This is a genomic window from Caballeronia glebae, assembly GCF_001545035.1.
In the GTDB taxonomy this organism is placed as follows: domain Bacteria; phylum Pseudomonadota; class Gammaproteobacteria; order Burkholderiales; family Burkholderiaceae; genus Caballeronia; species Caballeronia glebae.
On record NZ_FCOJ02000013.1, the window covers coordinates 63008 to 80150 of the forward strand.

The 17143-nt window shown below is 63.5% G+C and carries 14 protein-coding genes and 2 pseudogenes; 7 read left to right on the forward strand and 9 right to left on the reverse strand.

Annotation, left to right across the window (positions count from 1 at the left end):
- Window positions 1-38: 38 nt before the first annotated feature.
- Window positions 39-122: pseudogene (locus AWB82_RS39150) on the reverse strand (hypothetical protein); the annotation flags it as partial.
- 34 nt (window positions 123-156) lie between these two features.
- Between AWB82_RS39150 and AWB82_RS11540 the strand changes: the two are divergent.
- The 5 genes from AWB82_RS11540 to AWB82_RS39155 all read left to right on the forward strand — a co-directional run bounded on the left by AWB82_RS11540 (window position 157) and on the right by AWB82_RS39155 (window position 2964).
- Window positions 157-1335, forward strand: a complete 1179-nt coding sequence (locus tag AWB82_RS11540; RefSeq protein WP_086967270.1) for an O-linked N-acetylglucosamine transferase, SPINDLY family protein — start codon at window positions 157-159, stop codon at window positions 1333-1335.
- 508 nt (window positions 1336-1843) lie between these two features.
- On the forward strand, window positions 1844-2104 hold the full coding sequence (locus AWB82_RS11545; RefSeq protein ID WP_143756704.1) for an ESPR domain-containing protein: 261 nt from the start codon (window positions 1844-1846) through the stop codon (window positions 2102-2104).
- Window positions 2105-2168: 64 nt separating this feature from the next.
- Entirely contained in the window at window positions 2169-2387 is a 219-nt protein-coding gene (locus AWB82_RS37615; protein ID WP_159462578.1) for a hypothetical protein, read from the forward strand.
- Window positions 2384-2788: a hypothetical protein gene (locus AWB82_RS11555; protein WP_159462579.1), complete on the forward strand. Its 405-nt coding sequence runs from the start codon at window positions 2384-2386 to the stop codon at window positions 2786-2788. Before AWB82_RS37615 ends, AWB82_RS11555 begins: the two co-directional genes overlap by 4 nt.
- Window positions 2785-2964 (forward strand): hypothetical protein, encoded by a 180-nt coding sequence (locus AWB82_RS39155; protein ID WP_407642992.1) that lies wholly within the window; start codon window positions 2785-2787, stop codon window positions 2962-2964. The genes AWB82_RS11555 and AWB82_RS39155 overlap by 4 nt, the downstream gene beginning before the upstream one ends.
- A 35-nt stretch (window positions 2965-2999) precedes the next feature.
- On the opposite strand, the pseudogene AWB82_RS11565 reads toward AWB82_RS39155, so the two are convergent.
- Window positions 3000-4190: pseudogene (locus AWB82_RS11565) on the reverse strand (tetratricopeptide repeat protein); the annotation flags it as partial.
- 252 nt (window positions 4191-4442) lie between these two features.
- On the reverse strand, window positions 4443-4850 hold the full coding sequence (locus AWB82_RS11570) for a nuclear transport factor 2 family protein (protein WP_086967276.1): 408 nt from the start codon (window positions 4848-4850) through the stop codon (window positions 4443-4445).
- Window positions 4851-5039: 189 nt separating this feature from the next.
- Between AWB82_RS11570 and AWB82_RS11575 the strand changes: the two genes are divergently transcribed.
- Complete coding sequence (locus AWB82_RS11575; protein WP_086967277.1) at window positions 5040-6143, forward strand: helix-turn-helix transcriptional regulator; 1104 nt, start codon at window positions 5040-5042, stop codon at window positions 6141-6143.
- A 6-nt stretch (window positions 6144-6149) separates the two neighbouring features.
- Here the strand turns inward: AWB82_RS11575 and AWB82_RS11580 are convergent, their stop codons facing one another.
- Entirely contained in the window at window positions 6150-9623 is a 3474-nt protein-coding gene (locus AWB82_RS11580) for an ATP-binding protein (RefSeq protein ID WP_086967278.1), read from the reverse strand.
- 3 nt (window positions 9624-9626) lie between these two features.
- Window positions 9627-10883, reverse strand: coding sequence for a metallophosphoesterase family protein (locus AWB82_RS11585; protein WP_086967279.1), 1257 nt, complete (start codon window positions 10881-10883; stop codon window positions 9627-9629).
- 170 nt (window positions 10884-11053) lie between these two features.
- Here AWB82_RS11585 and AWB82_RS11590 point away from each other — a divergent pair, with 170 nt between their 5' ends.
- Window positions 11054-11308: a hypothetical protein gene (locus AWB82_RS11590; protein ID WP_086967280.1), complete on the forward strand. Its 255-nt coding sequence runs from the start codon at window positions 11054-11056 to the stop codon at window positions 11306-11308.
- Here the strand turns inward: AWB82_RS11590 and rsmA are convergent.
- The 4 genes from rsmA to AWB82_RS11610 form a co-directional block, all read right to left on the reverse strand.
- A complete protein-coding gene (gene rsmA / locus AWB82_RS11595) occupies window positions 11290-12105 on the reverse strand; it encodes a 16S rRNA (adenine(1518)-N(6)/adenine(1519)-N(6))-dimethyltransferase RsmA (RefSeq protein WP_086967281.1) in 816 nt (271 codons plus the stop codon). The genes AWB82_RS11590 and rsmA overlap by 19 nt on opposite strands.
- A 26-nt stretch (window positions 12106-12131) precedes the next feature.
- On the reverse strand, window positions 12132-13118 hold the full coding sequence (pdxA, locus tag AWB82_RS11600; RefSeq protein ID WP_086967282.1) for a 4-hydroxythreonine-4-phosphate dehydrogenase PdxA: 987 nt from the start codon (window positions 13116-13118) through the stop codon (window positions 12132-12134).
- Window positions 13119-13122: 4 nt separating this feature from the next.
- Window positions 13123-14466, reverse strand: coding sequence for a peptidylprolyl isomerase (locus AWB82_RS11605; protein WP_086967347.1), 1344 nt, complete (start codon window positions 14464-14466; stop codon window positions 13123-13125).
- 135 nt (window positions 14467-14601) lie between these two features.
- Window positions 14602-16992 carry an LPS-assembly protein LptD gene (locus tag AWB82_RS11610; RefSeq protein ID WP_086967283.1) on the reverse strand — a complete coding sequence of 797 codons (2391 nt, stop codon included), beginning with the start codon at window positions 16990-16992 and terminating at the stop codon, window positions 14602-14604.
- Window positions 16993-17143 lie beyond the last annotated feature (151 nt).

Here is a 17143-nt window from a genome sequence, read left to right on the forward strand (position 1 = left end):
CCCGGGGTGTTCACCACCGGCGCCGTCGTCGAGTTTGCACCCAGCGCTACGTCGTTCGTGAAGTTCGCAACCGCACCCGTACCGATTGCAACCGAGTCCGCACCCTTACCCACCGAGACCACGCCCGTCGCGTCCGAGCCTGCGTACGAGTAAGCCTTGCCGCCAAGCCGCCGCTTCGCGAAGCATTTCGAGACGCCTTACCTCGCGCGCGAAGCGGTGTATCCGAACGACCGTTCTCCCGCGCGGCGACTGCGCGTAGGCTATGTCTCGCCCGATTTCCGCAACCACTGTCAGGCGCTGTTCATGCGCCCGCTGTTGAAGAGCCACGATCACGAAGCGGTCAAGGTGTATTGCTATTCGAGCGCTTCGACGCCGGATAACGTGACACAGGAGCTAAAGGGTTACGCCGACATCTGGCGCGACGTCCACAAGCTCGACGACGACGAGCTAGCCGCGCAAATCAGGGAAGACCGCATCGACATTCTGGTCGATCTGACCATGCACATGTCCACCGCGCGGCCGCTGCTTTTCGCGCGCCGTCCCGCGCCGGTGCAGGTGGCGTGGCTCGCGTATCCGGGCACGACGGGCCTGAGTTCCATTGGCTACCGCTTCACCGATTCATGGCTCGATCCGCTTGGCGACACCGCCGCGGACGCCCGCTACAGCGAAAAGTCGATTCGCCTCGCCGATACCTTCTGGTGCTACGAACCGCTGAACGGCGATATCGAACCCGGTCCGCTTCCCGCCGATTCGGCGGGCCACATCACCTTCGGCTGCCTGAACAACCCGTGCAAGCTGACCGATCACACGTTCGGCCTTTGGGCGGAGGTCTTGCGCGCGGTGCCGGATTCTCGGCTGAAACTCCTTCTCGGGCATGGCGGCGCGCGCGAGGCGGTGAGGGGCAAGTTCGCGGCGCTCGGCATTGATCCCGCACGGCTGGATTTTCTCGAATATCAGCAAAGAGAGCAGTACTTGCGCACGTATTGCGAGATCGATCTCGTGCTCGACACGTTCCCCTACAACGGCCACACCACGAGCCTGGACGCGCTCTGGATGGGCGTGCCGGTGGCCACAGCCATTGGCAAGACGCCGGCGGCCCGCGCCGGTTATTCGCTGCTTTCCAATCTCGGCCTCTCCGAACTGGCAGCGGCGAACGAACAGGGTTTTATCGAGACGGCGGTGGCGCTTTCGTTGAACCGGCCGCGTTTGCGCGAGCTTCGCGCGGAATTGCGTCAGCGCATGCGTGACTCCGCGCTCATGGATGGCGCTCGCTTTGCGCGCGCAATCGAACACGGTTTTGTCACAGCGTGGAAAGACTGGCTAGCGACGGCCTGAATAAAAAACGTCTGTTTCGCACCACTCGGCGGTTTTTAATGAGCTTCAATTGCGATTGGGTCGGTGATTTAGGATAAATCCGAAATCACCGGTCGAATACCGCGTCAATCGAAAGAAAGAGTATTAAAAGGCCCTTTCTCGGCGTTTAAGAAGTTGTCATCTGACAGATCTCATGCATGTGCGGGCAGGCATGGCGCGCATTTAGTCCTTTTCTCAAAAATTCTTAAAGCGAAGCCAGGCATTCGCTCGCACATCGTCGCAATTTTTAAGAGTTTTTCTATGTTATTGAGACGCCGGGAAAAGTATCGTGTGCGGTGAATTCTAAGACGCTTGTAATTTTTGAAAGCGTCGTGACTGACAAGCAAGGTTATCTGTTAGGTCGGGCTTGAACGCCGATGTAAGTTCAGCGCCATTTCAGTTTTGCGTATCTAGGTTTTTTCCGATTGCGCGATCAACGCACTCGTTGCTCGCCGTTGTTTTTCTATTTCGTGGTTACAGAGGTTCTTTAATGAACAAGAATTATCGGGTTGTTTGGAACGAATCCACCGAGACGTGGGTTGCCGTCCCGGAAGTGGCGAAGGGACGTGGCAAGGGCAAGAGCAAAGCGGCGCGGAAGGCGGTCGCTGGGGGTGCGTTGGTCGCGGCTGGCCGGCATGTTCTCGTTTGCTCCGACCGCCATGGCGGGGTCGATTATCAACTGCGGCCCGACGAGCTACGCGAGTTTTTCGAGTGGACTCAATGGCTGGAATGGGCAGTGGTCCACAGGTGAGAACAATGGGGTTACAGGCTCGTGGCCTGCAACGTGTGTTGGGGGAAGCGCTAATAATACTGGCGTGACTCTGAGCGAGAACGGGAACTATTTCAGTCCCGACTCCACGAATGCGGCCATTGTTGTCGGTGCAACCAATACGGGTACGCAAGGCGTTGTCTCGCTATATGGTCCGAAGGGCATCAACCTGATGAACCAGACGAGCCTGAACAGCAACAGGATCGTCAGCCTCGCAGCCGGCGTCAACGCCACAGATGCGGTCAACGTATCGCAGTTGGCGTGAACGCCGAGCGCACGATCACGAACGTGGGCGCGGGCCAGGTCACGTCCAACTCGACGGACGCGATCAACGGTTCGCAGCTGTTCGCGACGAATTCTGCGGTGAACAACAACAGCAACTCGATCAACTCGATCAATGTGCTGGCGCAGAACTCGGTTCAGTACGACAACTCGACCCACAACAGCATCACGTTGGGCGGCACCACGTACAACAGCTCGACGCACACGGGCGGCACGAAGATCATCAACGTGGCTGACGGCTCGAACGCCGGCGACGCGGTGAACTACTCGCAGTTGACCAACGTGAGCAACTCGGTCAACAACATCTACACCACGGGCACGAAGTACTTCCATGCGAACAGCACGGGAGCGGACTCGCAGGCTACGCGACCGCAATCGGCGTGAACTCGAACGCCAACGCTGCGAACTCGACTGCAATCGGCAACTATGCGCAAGCCACGACGGCCAATTCGGTGGCACTGGGCGTGGCCTCGTCGACGGGCGCACTGACGAACACCAAGACCGGGACGATTTCCTCGAACACGTCGCGGCCGTCAAAGGACACGAAGGTCAGCGCGTAGCAAAGGTTGGCGTGCGCCATCAGGCTGTCGGGGTCGAGCGCGATTGCTTTGCGGTACAGATTCAGCGCCTCGGAAAGGTCGCCCGACGCCTTGCCCACCAGAACGTTCGCCAGGCCGATATAGGAGTCGGCCGAGTTGGGCTTCAATGCGAGCGCGCGACGCGCGATGGCTTCGGCCTCGTCGAACCTGCGCACGTTGCGCAACAGATTGGTGAGATTGTGGGCGGCGATCCAGTTGTCCGGCGCGAGTTCCAGGGCGGTGCGCAGGTGCGGCTCCGCCTCCGCGGGCCTGTTCGTGTCCTGCAGGAGGCTGCCGAGATTGGTGTGCGCAGCCGCAAAGCCAGGATTCAGCTCGACCGCGCGGCGCAACAGACCTTCAGCTTCGGTGAAGCTGCCCGCTTCGGCCAGCAGCGCGCCAAGCGCGTTCTGCGCGCCGGCTGCATCGGGCGTGAGTTTCACCGTGCGGCGATAGGCTTCGATGGCTTCTTCGCTGCGGCCGAGATGGTTCAGCGTCTTGCCCAGCGTGAAGCACGCCGACGCGAAGTCCGGATTCACCTCCAAAGCCGCGCGCAAGACGGTTTGCGCCTCGTCGAAACGGCGCGAATCGAACAACAGTGTGCCGAGGTTGCACAGCGCCTCGGCAAAGCGCGGACGAAGGGCGAGCGCACGGCGAAACGCGGTTTCGGCTTCGTCGCGCCGGTTCAGTTCGCCGAACGCGCTGCCCAGGCTGTTGGACGCTTCCGCCCACGACGGGTGCAGCGCGACCGCGCGTTCGAATGCGGCGAGCGCATCGGCATGACGCGCCTGCTGCGTCAGCATTCGGCCGAAGTGGAAATGCATTTCCGCGTCGTTCGGGTCGAGCGCCAGCGCCGCGCGAAACTCCGCTTCCGCGCCCGCGAGGTCGCCTCTTTCGGGCAGCAGGCGCGCGAGGCTCTTGCGGGCCAGCGCAAATTGCGGATCGAGCGCAATTGCGCGGCGCAGCGCGGCTTCGGCCTCGTCGAGCCGGTTTTGCCGGCGCAGCGCCAGCGAGAGGTCCGTTTCCGCCTCCGCGTTCGGCGTAACCGCAAGCGAAGCGCGGATGTGCGACTCGGCGCTCACGGGATCGCCATCGAGAAGCTGCACCACGCCAAGCAAGTGATTCGCGCCAGCGTGCGCGGCGGTTTTCGCGAGAATTCGACGGCAAATGCTCGCGGCCTGCACTCGATTGCCCGCGCGGAAATCCGCCATCGCGGCGGCAAAAAGGTCAGCGGGCTTTTCTTGCAGTTCTTGCACGATGATGATCCTTGTTCGAGGGCTCGCCTGCGGAGCCCGATGGGTTTCGTTCAAACCCGACGGGTGTGCCAATAGTGAAAATCCGTTTCAAGCGATTCCGTCGAACAAATTGGATTCGAAATGCTCGCGTGCCCAATCGGATGGATCACGCGCGGGCTGGATGCGCGCGAATATTGGCCGGCCATTTAAAAGCCGCACTGAAATGTCTTACTGCTTGGTGACGTATGAATTCACGGCGCGCCACTGGCCGTCTTTCATGGCAAACGAGTCGGTAAAAGCGAAGCGCATGACGACGCCGTTCGCGACCGTTACAACGTTCTCGCCCGAGACCGTGGCACGGTCGCCACTGCTCACCACGGTAAGGTTCTGCACGGATTGCGTGGCACCAGTAACGGGCCTGAGCATGTCCGCTTTCGAGTGCGTTCCGTATGGCGTATTAGCCTGATACGAATCGTCGACGATGGCACTCAGCGTGTCGACGTCGCCTGCATTAGATGCGGCGATCCACTTTTGCTCCGGTTGAATCAACGTGTTCGTGTCTTCCTGCGTAGACGCAGAGGCTTTCAAAGAGGCAAAAGCCAAAAATGCCGACAAAATCAATAAGCGAATTCTCATTTCCCGCTCCACCCTAAAATACGAAGTTCATCCGGAGCGTATGTTTTCAAATTACCTGTCCTATCGATATAGGACAAATGTGAAAATTAATGGAAAGAGCTTTCGATAGAGATCGTTGCTTCGAGACACAATCTGTCTCAATCGTCCTTATAATCAGGCGCACGACAACGCACGAAGGCTTCCGCCACCATGACCTCCAGCCTCGACGAAGCCATCCTCCGCGTGCTGCCCACCGAGCGCGACGCCACCGCGTGGCTCTCCACGCCCGAAATACGCCGCCGTCTCGAAGAGCGCGGGCATCGCGTGGGCTATACGAAAAAGGTGCAGCGTCATCTCACCGCGCTCGAAGCCGATGCGCGCGTCGTCTCCATAATCAACGGTCGTGAATTGATGTGGCAGCGCAAGCCGTGGCTGCACGGTTTGCAGGAAGGCGTCGGGTTGATGAGCGCGTCGGAGGCGGTCGCGTTTCATATTCTTCAGCGCTTTGCGGGCAACAAGTTGCCGAACGCGGTGACGAAGGACATCGACCCGCTCTTCAAGGCGGCCGAGGCGCGGCTTTCACAGGAGAACGACAATCATCAGGACGACAGCCGCGTGTATCGCGCGTGGGGCGACAAGATCGATTCCGTGGATGGCGCGTTCACGCTGATTCGCCCGAAGCTGCGTCCGGAAATTTTTCAGACCGTGGTAACGGCGACGTTCTTCGAGCGCGAACTGCTCGTGCAATATCGCGCGGCGTACAAGGGCGAACAGAAAGAACAAAAGGAACAGAAGGACGAGGAAAAAGGCGAGCCGCGCACGAAAACGCTCTGGCCGCTCGCGCTGGTCGAATCGGCGGGCGTGATGTATATGGTCGCGCAGGACCCGAGCCATCCGCCGCGCCCCGAAAAAGGCGAAACGGAATGGAGGCGCGCGCTGTACCGGCTCGACCGCATTCGCTCGGTGAAGGAATCGGGCGAGTCGTTCAGTTATCCCGACGATTTCAAGCTGCGCAAGTACATCGAGACGCAGCAGGTGTTCGACTTCCTGCCCGAGCCGCCCGTGCTGCTCGAACTGGCGTTCGAAGGCAGCGCGGGCAATCAGCTACGTGAGTCGCCCATGTCGAAGGATCAGCAAATCGATACGCTTGCCGATGGCCGCATGAAAGTCACGGGCACGGTCACGCCGAGTCTCAAGTTGCGCTGGTGGCTGCGTGCGCTCGGCGCGGGCGTGGAGATTCTCGCGCCGCAAGGTTTGCGCGACGAGTTCGCGGAGGATTTCGCCAAGCTCGCGAACCGTTATCGCACGGCGTGAAGCGCGTCACCCCATGTAGCGCACGTTGACCTGCGGCCCGAACACCTCGCGCACGATATCCACCAGATGATCGTGGTGGCTCAGAAAAATGACCTGCGTGCGTTTCGCGATGTGCGCGAGCACGCGCAAGCCGGCGCGCGCCCGGCCATCGTCGAAATTGATGAAGAGATCGTCGGCCACGAACGGCAGCGCCGACGCTTTCTCGCCGTGTTCTTCCAGCGCCGCGAGCCGCAGCGCGAGATACAACTGGTCGCGCGTGCCCTCGCTCATGCCCGCGATATCGACATGCTCGCCGCTCGCGCGAATCGCCGAGAGCGCCATAGGCTGGCGGTCGTAATCGACGGCGAGCCGCGAGAACGTGCCGAGCGTGAGTTCCGCGAAAATGGTGCTCGCGCGCGAGAGCATCGGACCCTGGCGGCGCTCACGATAGCGGTCGATTGCCCACTTGAGCAGCGTAGATGCCGTCTCGACCTTCACGAAACGCTCGGCGGCGTCGGCCATCGTAGCGAGCGCTTCCTGGCGCTTCGCTTCGGCGCGCGCGGCGTTCGCTTCGCCTGAAATCGCGTCGAGTTCGCGGCGCGCGGCGTCGAGCGTCGTCGCCGTTTCGCTCGCGATCCGCACCGATTCGGACAGCGCCGCGCCAATGCGCGACAGTTCCGCCTGCACGTTCGCCATGTCCGCGCCCTCCACTTCCGCGACGAGTTCGTCGAGCGTCAGACCGTCGCCGCCTTTGATGAGCGCGGCGCGCGCGTCGTCCACGGCGGCAATCAGCCCGCGCTTTTTCTGCGATTGCGCGATGAGCGCCTGAAGCACGTCCGGCATATCGACGCCCGCCAGATCGTAAAGTGGACGCAGCGTGGCCTTCGCTTCTTCCACATCGGCGCGGGCGTGGCGCACGTGATCGCTCGCTAGCGCATGTTCCTTCTTCAAGCGCTCAAGTTCGGCATGAGCGGAAGACGCGCGTTCGAGGCGCGCCGAGAGTTCGGTCGCAATCGCGTTCGCACCGCGCGTTGCGAGCGATTCGTCGAATTCGCGCGCGAGTTGCGATGCATCGGCGTCGAGCGTGGCAAGCGCCGCGCGCATCGCGTCGATCTGGCCGCCGCGCACGGTCTCGATCTGCGCGAGTTGCTCGCCGATCTTCTTCACGATATCGATTGCTGCTTCCGCCGCCGCCTGCGAGAGCGCCGCGTTCGCGAGGCCCGCTTTCGCGATTGCCGCCGACCAGTCGCGTTGCCAGCGTTCGAATGCATCGCCGGCCGCTTTCGCCGCGCCTTGCCTTGCGATGCGCTCGGTTTGCGCTTCGTCGAGCCGGGTCGAGACGTGACGCCGCGACACCGCCGCTTCGTCGATTGCGCCGATGTGCGTCTCCGCCACATCGCACAGCGTATCGAGGCCGGACTGCGCGTCGATACGCGCGCCCGCTTCTTCGAGATACCGCGCGAGTTCATCGCGGCGCGTGCGGGAATCGGCGGCTTCGCGCGCGAGTTCTTCGGCGCGCGCATCGAGTGTCTGTGAGGCCGCCAGCGCCTTGTCGCGCGATGCGATCCACGCGGGCGCGTCGTCGAGCGGCATGTCCGCGATCTGCGATTGCGCGGCGAGCGCGCGCCACGTTTCGTCGAATGTCGTGAGCGCCGATTCGGCTTCGCGCACGCTTTGTTCGCGTCGCGCGAGCGTGGATTCTTCGTTCGCGACGCGCCGCTTCAATGCCGCAAGCTGCGTCGCGTGACCCACCGAACCTAGCTGACGGTCGGCCAGACCGTCCGCCGCGTGCATCGCCGTTTCGAAACCGGACGCGCCATCGCCGGGCGCGACGTCGCCGGACTTGATCGCGCTCCACGCCGCATCGCGTGACGCACGCGCGTCGCGAACCTGATCGCCCGTCACGACATCGTGCGCTTCGACCAGGCTGTCGAACTCGGATCGCGCGACGTGGAGCGTGTCGTGCGCTTCTTTCGCGCGATCCACGGCTAGCGTCAGCCGGGCCGACAGATCCTGCCGCTGCGCGCGCAATGCGGCGATGCGTTCGGCGGCCGGCAGTGTCATCGACTTCAGTTCGGAGATGGGCCGCGACCATCGGCCGAGCGACGCCATGCCCGCTTCGAGCGTTTGCTCCGCGTCGCGCTTCGCGTCTTCGAGGCGCTGCTTCGTCGCGCTCGCGTCGCGATACTTCTGCGCGGCACGCAATGCGGCGCGCAGACCCGGCGATACTTCGCCGTTCGCAATCGCCGCGAGTTTTGTTTGCAGCGTGTCGATTTGCGCGGCGCATTCGTCGGCTGCCTGCTGCGCATTGCGCGCGGCGAGTTCGAGTTCGCCACGCTCCAGCATCAGGCTCGTGACGGTCTGGAGCGCAAGCGCGCCGGGCATTGCGCGGCGCACGCCCGCTTCGTCTTGCGGCCAGCCGAGTTGCGCGCCGTCCTGCGCGATCTGGCGCAGGCGCATGGCGACTTCCTGTTCGAGCCTCGCGATTTCGCTCGCGTGATTCGCGCAGCGCTGCCGCGTGGTTTCGAGCAGGCGAATGCGGGCTTGCGCGGCGAGGATAGCTTCGTCGATTCGAATCGCGCCGAGATCGGCCTGCAACTGCTCGGCCGCTTTCGCGTGTACGTCGAGTGCGCCTTGCGCGGTCGCGAGGCGTTCGAGCGCGTTTTGCAAGGTCGATTCGGCGTTCGCGGGCAGATCGACGGCATCGCCCAGTTCGCGCAATTCCGCCGCCTTCTCGCGCCACACGTTCAGATACGGCGCGACGCGTCGCACGCGTTCCAGTTTGCCGCGCTGCGTTTCGAGTTCCGCGCGATGCGCGTCCTGCTCGCGGCGCTTCTCCTCGGCCTCTTCCACAGCGACATGCGCGCGACGCCACTGCGCCGTTCGCACGCTCGCCGTCTTTAGTTCGGCGGTCGCTTCGTCGTATTGCTTCAGGCCGATGTAATACGCGCGGTCGCCCGACTTGCGCTTCGCCCAGAGACGGTCGGCTTCATCCGCGAGACGCTGGCGCACGTCGCCGAGACTCGCAATGCCCGCCGCCGACTGAAACAGCACCTGTCCGACATCGCTCGATGAATCGAGAATGGCTTCGCCGCCCCGGCGCAAGGCCTCGTGATTCAGGCAGTACATCTGCTCGAAGAAGCTCTTGTCGGACGCGCCTAGAAACGTGGCCAATGCGTCGGCGGGCAGCGCATCTCCGTTCGGCGCGCTGAGCGACGACTTGCGGCTCTTCGTGCGATGAAACGCGAACGCTTCACCGCCCTCCCCGCCGCCCGCTTCGATGGACGCGCCGAGGCGCAAGTCGCTTTGCGGATGCACGAACGCGAGCGGCGAACTGTGCGGCATGCCGAAGAGCAATTCAGAGATCGCGTTCTTGATGGTCGACTTGCCGGCCTCGTTCGGACCGACGACGAAGTGGAAGTCATGTTCCGCCGCCGGAAATTCGACGGCGTGATCGGTGAACTTGCCGTAGCGGATGAGTTCGAGCTTGCCGATGCGCATGGCTTACCCCGCGTCCGACAGTTGCGCGATCAGCCCGGAGCGCACTTCGGCGACCAGCTTCGCGAGTTCGCCGTTGCGCACGTGCTCCAGTTCCGGCACGCACTTCTGCAATTCGCTCGGCGCCTGCGATGCCAGCGCGATGAGTCTTTCCTTCAACATGCTCAGAAACTCCGGGTCGGACTCGGCTTCGATCAGAAGACCGTGAAGGTCGGCGAGCGCATCGGTGCGGCCGGTGGCGGGTTCGCTGTGCGCGAGCGGCTCGGTCGCGATCTTCACTTTTTCGAGCCAGAGCCGGTCGTGGCTGATCGCCGCGATCTGCGCGAGAACTTCGGCGCGCAATTGCGCTTCCCGGCCGAAGAGTTCGCCGTGCGCCTTAGTCGCGCCGGAGATCGTCACGCGCACGGCGTGCGGCACCGGCGACGCCGAAGATTCGACGAGCGCTTCGAGCGCGCGTCCGGCCGCGAGCGCGACCTCATCGAGCGTGCTTGCCTGCGATGCATCGACCGTGACGGCTTCCCAGCGCAACACGTCGATGAAAAGCCGCTCGACGCTCACCTCTTCCGTATCCGAAACGGTGACGATGACCGCACCGCGCCGCCCCGTCTCGCGAATATTGCGGCCTTGCAGATTGCCCGGAAACACGATGGTCGATGCGTCCTGCCAGATCGCGTAGTCGTGTACGTGGCCGAGCGCCCAGTAGTGATATTCCTTCGCGTGCAGTTCGGCGACCGAGCACGGCGCGTAGCTCGCGTGCATGGAGCCGCCTTCGAGCGCGGTGTGCAGCACGCCGATATTGAAATAGCCCGCGACCGGCGGCGGATACGCGGTGACGAGATTCGTCGTGACCGCTTTTTCCTTGAAGCTGTGGCCGTGCAACGCGACCTTCAGATCGTCGATGCGAAACGTCTGCGGCTTTCGTGTCGCGAACGTGTGGACGTTGTCGGGCAACTGAAGCTGGCTCGTCATTTCGCTTTCGGCGTCATGATTGCCGAACAGCACGTAGACCGGAATGCCCGCGCGACGCAGCCGCCCCATTTCGCGGCAAAAGAAGATGCCCGTGTTGTGATCGCGCCAGGTGCCGTCGTAGAGATCGCCGGCAATCACCATGAAATCGACTTGTTCGTCCACCGCCACGGACACGAGCTTCGAGAAGGCCTCGCGCGTGGCGCTGCGCAGCATGTCGGCGGGTGCGTCCGCGTAGGCGGAAAGGCCGTGCAACGGGCTGTCGAGATGAATATCCGCCGCGTGTATGAAGCGCATGCTCTCTTCCCTTTAAGGATGTCTTGCTGCCCCGCGTTGATGGGGACGACGATCATAGCAGCCGATCCGGACACATTGCGTCCCGGTCGCGCGGGCGTATTCGGGACGCGGAATGTCTCGCCGCGCCAGCAGAATCGGTCGCTCGGATTCAACGCGACACGAGGACAGCGATGAACGAAACACTCGAACGGCACGCCATGATCGTGAGCCCCTACACGCCGGGAAATGTCGATGCCGCCATCGGGCATCTGGAGCGCGTGCTGTCGGCGGAAAGCGCGAATTCGCTGTTCGGCCAGACCTATTGGCGTACTCGCGTGCAGCAGGTAAGCGCGACGCGCGGCTTGCTTCGCGAGCAGCGCATGCGTCTGGAACGGCTGATGAGATTGCTGTCGGATGCCGGCTGGGTTCAGGCTTTCGAGCGCTGAACCGCTTGCGCCAGCGCGACGAATTCCGCGACCGGCACTTCTTCGGCGCGACGCGTGAGATCGAAGCCGAGTGCGTCGAAATCGATCCTGTCGCGATACGCGCCCAGATTGTTGCGCAACACCTTGCGGCGCTGCGCGAACGCGGCCTTCACGACTTCGCTCAATACGCGTTCGTCCACTTCCGGCAACTCGTGCGGCGCGAGCGGAATCATGCGCACGATCGCGGAATTCACCTTCGGCGGCGGATTGAACGACTCCGGCGGCACGTCGATCAGCTTGTCCATCACGTAGCGGTATTGCAGCATCACCGAAAGACGGCCGTAGTCCTTGCTCGCCGGCTCCGCGATCATGCGTTCGACCACTTCGTCCTGAAGCATGAAATGCTGATCGATGACCTTCGGCGCGAACGTCGTCAAATGAAACAGCAGCGGGCTGGAAATGTTGTACGGCAGATTCCCGACGATACGCAGGCTCGGCTTTTCGCCAACGAGGGCGAGCGACGCGAAATCGAAATCGAGCGCATCGGCGGAATGCACGACCAGTTTGTCGCCGAAGCGCTTTTCCAGACGGCCGATCAGATCGCGGTCCAGTTCCACCGCATGCAGCGGCGACTCGGGCGTGGCAAGACGCTCGATCAGCGGCTCGGTGATCGCCGCGAGGCCCGGCCCGATCTCGACCATGCGCTCGCCGCGCTTCGGCGCGATTACATCGACGATGGAATCGATCACGCCGCGATCGACGAGGAAGTTTTGCCCGAAGCGCTTGCGCGCGAAGTGGCCTTGATGTTTGGTGGTCATACTCGTTCGAATGAATGCGCGCGAATTCAGGCGCGGCGCTTGTGGCGCGCCATGCTTACGGCGGCGTCGATGGCGGCGATCATGCTGCCCGGATCGGCGCGGCCCGTGCCGGCGAGATCGAGCGCGGTGCCGTGATCCACCGACGTGCGGATGATCGGCAAGCCGAGCGTCACGTTGATGCCCTCGCCAAAGGTCGCGTACTTCAGCACCGGCAAGCCCTGGTCGTGGAACATCGCGAGCACGCAATCGGCGTCTTTCAGATAGCGCGGCTGGAACAGGGTATCGGCGGGATACGGGCCGGGCGCGTCGATGCCGAGCGCGCGGGCGCGTTCGAGCGCTGGCGCGATGACGTCGATTTCCTCGCGGCCGAGATAACCGTTTTCGCCCGCGTGCGGGTTGAGTCCGGTCACGAGAATGCGCGGCGCGGGCAAGCCGAAATGCGCGCGTAGATCGTGATCGATGATCGTCAGCGTTTCAACGATTCCGTCGATACTGAGCGCGGCGGAGACGTCCTTGAGCGGCAGATGCGTGGTCGCAAGCGCCACGCGCAACGGACGCTCGCCCGAACCCGCCAGCATCATTACGACGCGCGGCGTGTGCGTGCGCTCGGCGAGATATTCGGTGTGGCCGGTGAAGGGCACGCCGGCATCGTTGATCGTGCTCTTTTGCAACGGCGCGGTGACGATGGCGTCGAAGCGGCCGGAGACCGCGCCGTCGATGGCGGCATCGAGCAGATCGAGCACATAGCGCCCGTTGGCCGCGTTCAGTTTGCCCGGCTCGGCGGGCGTAGCGAGCGCGTGATGCTCGATGTCCACCGCGTCGGGCCATGCGCCGCCCGCGCGTGAGCTCAGTAGATCGCGATCGCCGAGCACCGTGAAGTGCGCCGATGGCCAGCGCTCGCGCGTCTGCCCGATTGTCTGTCTGAGCGCCGCCGCCGTCAGCTCCGGGCCGACGCCGGCCGGCTCGCCGGTCGTAATGGCGATGGCGAGCGGTCGGACGTCGGCGGCGCTCATGCGCTTACTCCTGCGGGGCAGCGATGCCCTTGTACTGCACGTAAGCGGTGTCGCGCAGTTCGCGCAGCCAGTCGGAATAGGCCTGCTCTGCCTTGCGCTGGCCGATCGCCTGCCGCGCGATGTCGAGCTGCTGCGACGCCGATCCTTCCGCGTCACGACGGGCGAGCACCTGAATCAGGTGATAGCCGTACTCGCTTCGCACCGGATCGCTTACCTCGCCGTCCTGGAGGTTGTTCATCGCGCGCTCGAACTCGGGCACGGTCTCGCCCGGGCTGATCCAGCCGAGATCGCCGCCTTGCGAGGCCGAACCGTCCTGCGAATACGTGCGCGCGAAGTTGGCGAAATCGCCGCCGTTCGCGACTTGCTGCTTGATTTCGAGAAGCCTCTGGCGCGCCGCCTGTTCCGACATGCCGTCCGACACGCGCAGCAGAATGTGGCGCACGTGCGTTTGCACGAGCTTGGGCGCATCGGCCGCGGTGCCCTGGCTTGCGCGGCGATCCACCAGCTTGATGATCTCGAAACCACCGCTGGTGCGCAGCAGCGACGGCACAACCTGGCCGGGACGCAGCGTCGACACCGCCGTTACGATGCCCGCCGGCAGCGAGGCGGGCGCGCGGAAACCGAGATCGCCGCCCTTGGCTGCGTCCGTGTCCTGCGAGTTCTGCTTCGCGAGCCTGGCGAAGTCATCGCCGCCTTGCGCCTGCTTGAGCACGGCCTCGGCCTGCGCCTGGACCTTCGCGACGTCGCTGTCCGGCGCGTCAGCGGGAACCTTGAACATGATGTGCTGCAGATGCAGATCGCTCGTATTGCGTGCGCCCGGACCGCGCTGGCTGGCGATGTAGTTCGCCACTTCGCCGTCGGACACGGTGATCTTGCTATCCACTTCCTTTTCGCGCAGCTTCGAGAGCGTAAGCTCCGTGCGGGCGTCGCGCATGAAGGTGGACCAGGGCACGCCCTGCGCTTCGATGCGCGAGCGGTAGACGTCGAGCGTCATCTGGTTTTGCTGCGCGAGACGCGCGAGCGTGCGGTTCACGGTGGCGTCGTCGATGACGATGCCGTCGTCCTTCGCCTTCTGAAGCTGGATGCGCTCAAGCACCATCTGATCGAGCACTTGCCGCTGCATCTGGTCGCCGGGCGGCACCGGCGCGTTTTGCTGCTGGAGACGCTTGACGATGAGCGCGGTGCGTTCTTCCAGTTCGCGCCGCGTGATGACGCCATCGTTCACCACCGCGACGACGGAATCCACGACCTGCGCACGGCTATTCGACAACGCCTGCGCACCGGCCGGCGAACTCAGGATCAGTGCGCCGACGAGTACGCCCGCTGCAATTGCCGTCGATCGAAACATATTCATGTTTGCCACAGATACTCCATCAAATACGGACTTCACCCGTTCGTGTCCTGCTTGTGTGTGCGCTCCGCGCGGCCACCGACGCCGCTCTTCGCTGCTCGTCGCGAGATGCCGCGCGCGCCCGTTCCGTTCTCACTCGTAATCGCTGTACCGGGAGAGCGGCGCTGCCGCTGGCGGCGGCGGCTGATAACCCTGCACGCTCGCGCGGAACGCACTGACGAGCCCGTTGTCGACGTTCGACAAGCCCTTGAACGTCAGTTGCGCGAGCACGCGCGTGCCCGAGGACGGCTGGCCCTGCGTGTTCACGCCGTTGGCATAACGCTGCATGCCGAAGCCGAACGCCCAGCAGTCGGCATCGTACTGGAAGCCCAGAAGCCCGTCGACGAGACGATGGCTCGCGAGATCGTAATTCACGCGGCCGACCGCGTAGAGCCGGTTCGAGAGCGGCCACTCGGCCGACAACAGAACCTGGTTGATCGGCTCGTTCACCAGCGTCGTCTGATTCGAACGCGTGTAGCGATAACCGACGTTGATCACCTTGCGTTCGCCGGGGCTGAACGCGAAACCGACGCTCGAACGCACGAGCTGGTTGTTGTCCACATTATATTGGAACGCAGTTTCCGAGGCGAAACCAGCGCCCAGCTTGATGGCCGCGCCGGCGATCAGGTCGGAGTGCTTCGCCTGATCGGGCAGTTGCCCCGGCGTGATCGTGACGCGCTGGCTCTGGAAATAATACTGCTGCGCGATGACGAAACGCGCGCGCTCGTCGCCCGTCGCCGGGTTGATGAAGCGCGTGGTCAGGCCCGCCGTGACGCGATTTGCGTCCGCGATGCGGTCGTTGCCGACGAACGTGTTCGGCGTGTAGATCTCCGCGAGGCCGAAGTCGGCTTCGGAGGTATCGAAGATCGGCGCGAAGTCCTGATTGTGATACGGCGTGTAGACGTAGTAGAGCCGTGGCTCCAGCGTCTGGATGTAATCTTGGCCGAAAAGCCGCACCGAGCGGTCGAACACGAGTCCCGTGTCGAAGCTGAGCGTCGGGATCGATTCGGTGAAATTCTTGGGCTGCCCCGCGACCGGCGGCGACGAACCCGCAACCTGACTCGTGGCGATGTGGTTCAGATCGTACGACGCGAAGTGCCACTGCACTTTCGGCGTGACGAAATAACCCGGCGCATTGACGCCGTAGCTCAGGTACGGATTGAAGTACAGCCGGTTGCCGTCGGTGGCGCCGGTCTGCGTGATCGTAAAGCGCGTGGCGTCCAGTTCCGCGCCGTAGTCGAAACCGCCGACGTTGTACTTGTTGTACTGAACGTTGACCTGCGGCTCGCGGGCATACGGCGGCGTCGAGGGCGCCAGCGTCTGCCAGCGCTGTTCGCGCGCGAGCACCGTCCACGGGCCGTTGTTGTACGTGAGCCCCGCTTCCTGCTGATACAGCAACTGCGTGCCGTTCAGGAACTGGTTCGACGCGTTGCCCAGGTCTTCCGGATACTGATTGTCCGAAACCTTGTTGTAATTGACGTAGCCGCCGAAACCGCTGCCGAAATTCTGACGGTGCTGCCAGAAGATCGCGTAGCGGTTCGAGTGCGTTACGCGGTCGTCGGGCAGGTAGTTGACGTCGAGCGAGCCCGAGTACGTCGGCGACAGATAGCGGAACGTCGCCTCGCCCAGCACGCCGCGCTTGCTCATGATGCGCGGCGTGATGGTCAGATCGCGATTGGGCGCGATGTTGATGTAGTACGGGATCGTCGCTTCGACGCCGGTTGTCGAGCCGACCGAAAAGGTCGGCGGCAACAGGCCGCTGCGACGATCGCCCGTCAGCGGAAACGACAACCACGGGCTCGCGAAAACCGGCACGCCCTGGAAGAACAGCACACCGTTGTGCGCGATGCCCTCTTCGGCGCCGGTGTCGAAATCGAACGACGAGCCCTTGATGTACCACGCCGGATCGGACTCGCACTGGCAGGCCGTGTACGTGCCGTGATCGATCCGCGCCCGCTCGTCGTCGATCATGTCGGCGCGCGCGGCGCTGCCCGAGCCGCCCGTCAGGTTGAAGCGGTACTTCGGGTTCGTCATGAACCCTTCGTTCGCCTCCACCTTCAGATGCGCTTCCGGACCGACGAACGACACGCCGTTGTTGATCAACCTGACATGGCCGAAAGCATCGGCCATGTCCGTGTCCTGATCGTAGTGCAGCGCGTCGCCCTTGATGACCGTGACCGTGCGCCGGATCTCCGCCGAGCCCTTCGCCGCCATGTCCTGGTCGGTCGTGCCCGTCGCCTTGTCGCCCAGAAGGAAGCTCGAAGGCTGCTGGCCGCCTTGCAGCGGACGTTCCTCAAGTTGCGGCGCGAGACGCAGGCTGCCCGGGCCGTCGAGCGGCTGAGCGTCGGCAGCGGAGCCGGCGAGCTGGGCGTGCGCAAGAGCGGGCATCAGGCCCGGAACGGATAGAAGCGCGGCGACGAGCCGCCGCCTGCGTGGCTGAGCGTTGCCTTTGAATTTCGAAACGGGAAACTGTCGTGGCGGCATGTATGGGTGGCGGTTCGATCCCGTTCGCGTCTCACGCGCCCGATGCCGCCGGGCAGGCAGCCGCGCCTTTGCGCAGTCACGAACTTGACGGTCCGTTGCCAAGCAGGGACGAAACGCGCTCGAACGGTGACGCTCAAAGTCGTCGGGGCCT

Bases quoted from the DNA above. Each gene is read 5' to 3' on its own strand.
- AWB82_RS11570 (WP_086967276.1), bottom strand. From the start codon at position 4,850: ATGAGAATTCGCTTATTGATTTTGTCGGCATTTTTGGCTTTTGCCTCT.
- pdxA (WP_086967282.1), bottom strand. From the start codon at position 13,118: ATGAGCGCCGCCGACGTCCGACCGCTCGCCATCGCCATTACGACCGGC.
- AWB82_RS11585 (WP_086967279.1), bottom strand. From the start codon at position 10,883: ATGCGCTTCATACACGCGGCGGATATTCATCTCGACAGCCCGTTGCAC.
- AWB82_RS11575 (WP_086967277.1), top strand. From the start codon at position 5,040: ATGACCTCCAGCCTCGACGAAGCCATCCTCCGCGTGCTGCCCACCGAG.
- AWB82_RS11580 (WP_086967278.1), bottom strand. From the start codon at position 9,623: ATGCGCATCGGCAAGCTCGAACTCATCCGCTACGGCAAGTTCACCGAT.
- AWB82_RS11605 (WP_086967347.1), bottom strand. From the start codon at position 14,466: ATGTTTCGATCGACGGCAATTGCAGCGGGCGTACTCGTCGGCGCACTG.
- AWB82_RS11610 (WP_086967283.1), bottom strand. From the start codon at position 16,992: ATGCCGCCACGACAGTTTCCCGTTTCGAAATTCAAAGGCAACGCTCAG.
- AWB82_RS11590 (WP_086967280.1), top strand. From the start codon at position 11,054: ATGAACGAAACACTCGAACGGCACGCCATGATCGTGAGCCCCTACACG.
- rsmA (WP_086967281.1), bottom strand. From the start codon at position 12,105: ATGACCACCAAACATCAAGGCCACTTCGCGCGCAAGCGCTTCGGGCAA.
- AWB82_RS11545 (WP_143756704.1), top strand. From the start codon at position 1,844: ATGAACAAGAATTATCGGGTTGTTTGGAACGAATCCACCGAGACGTGG.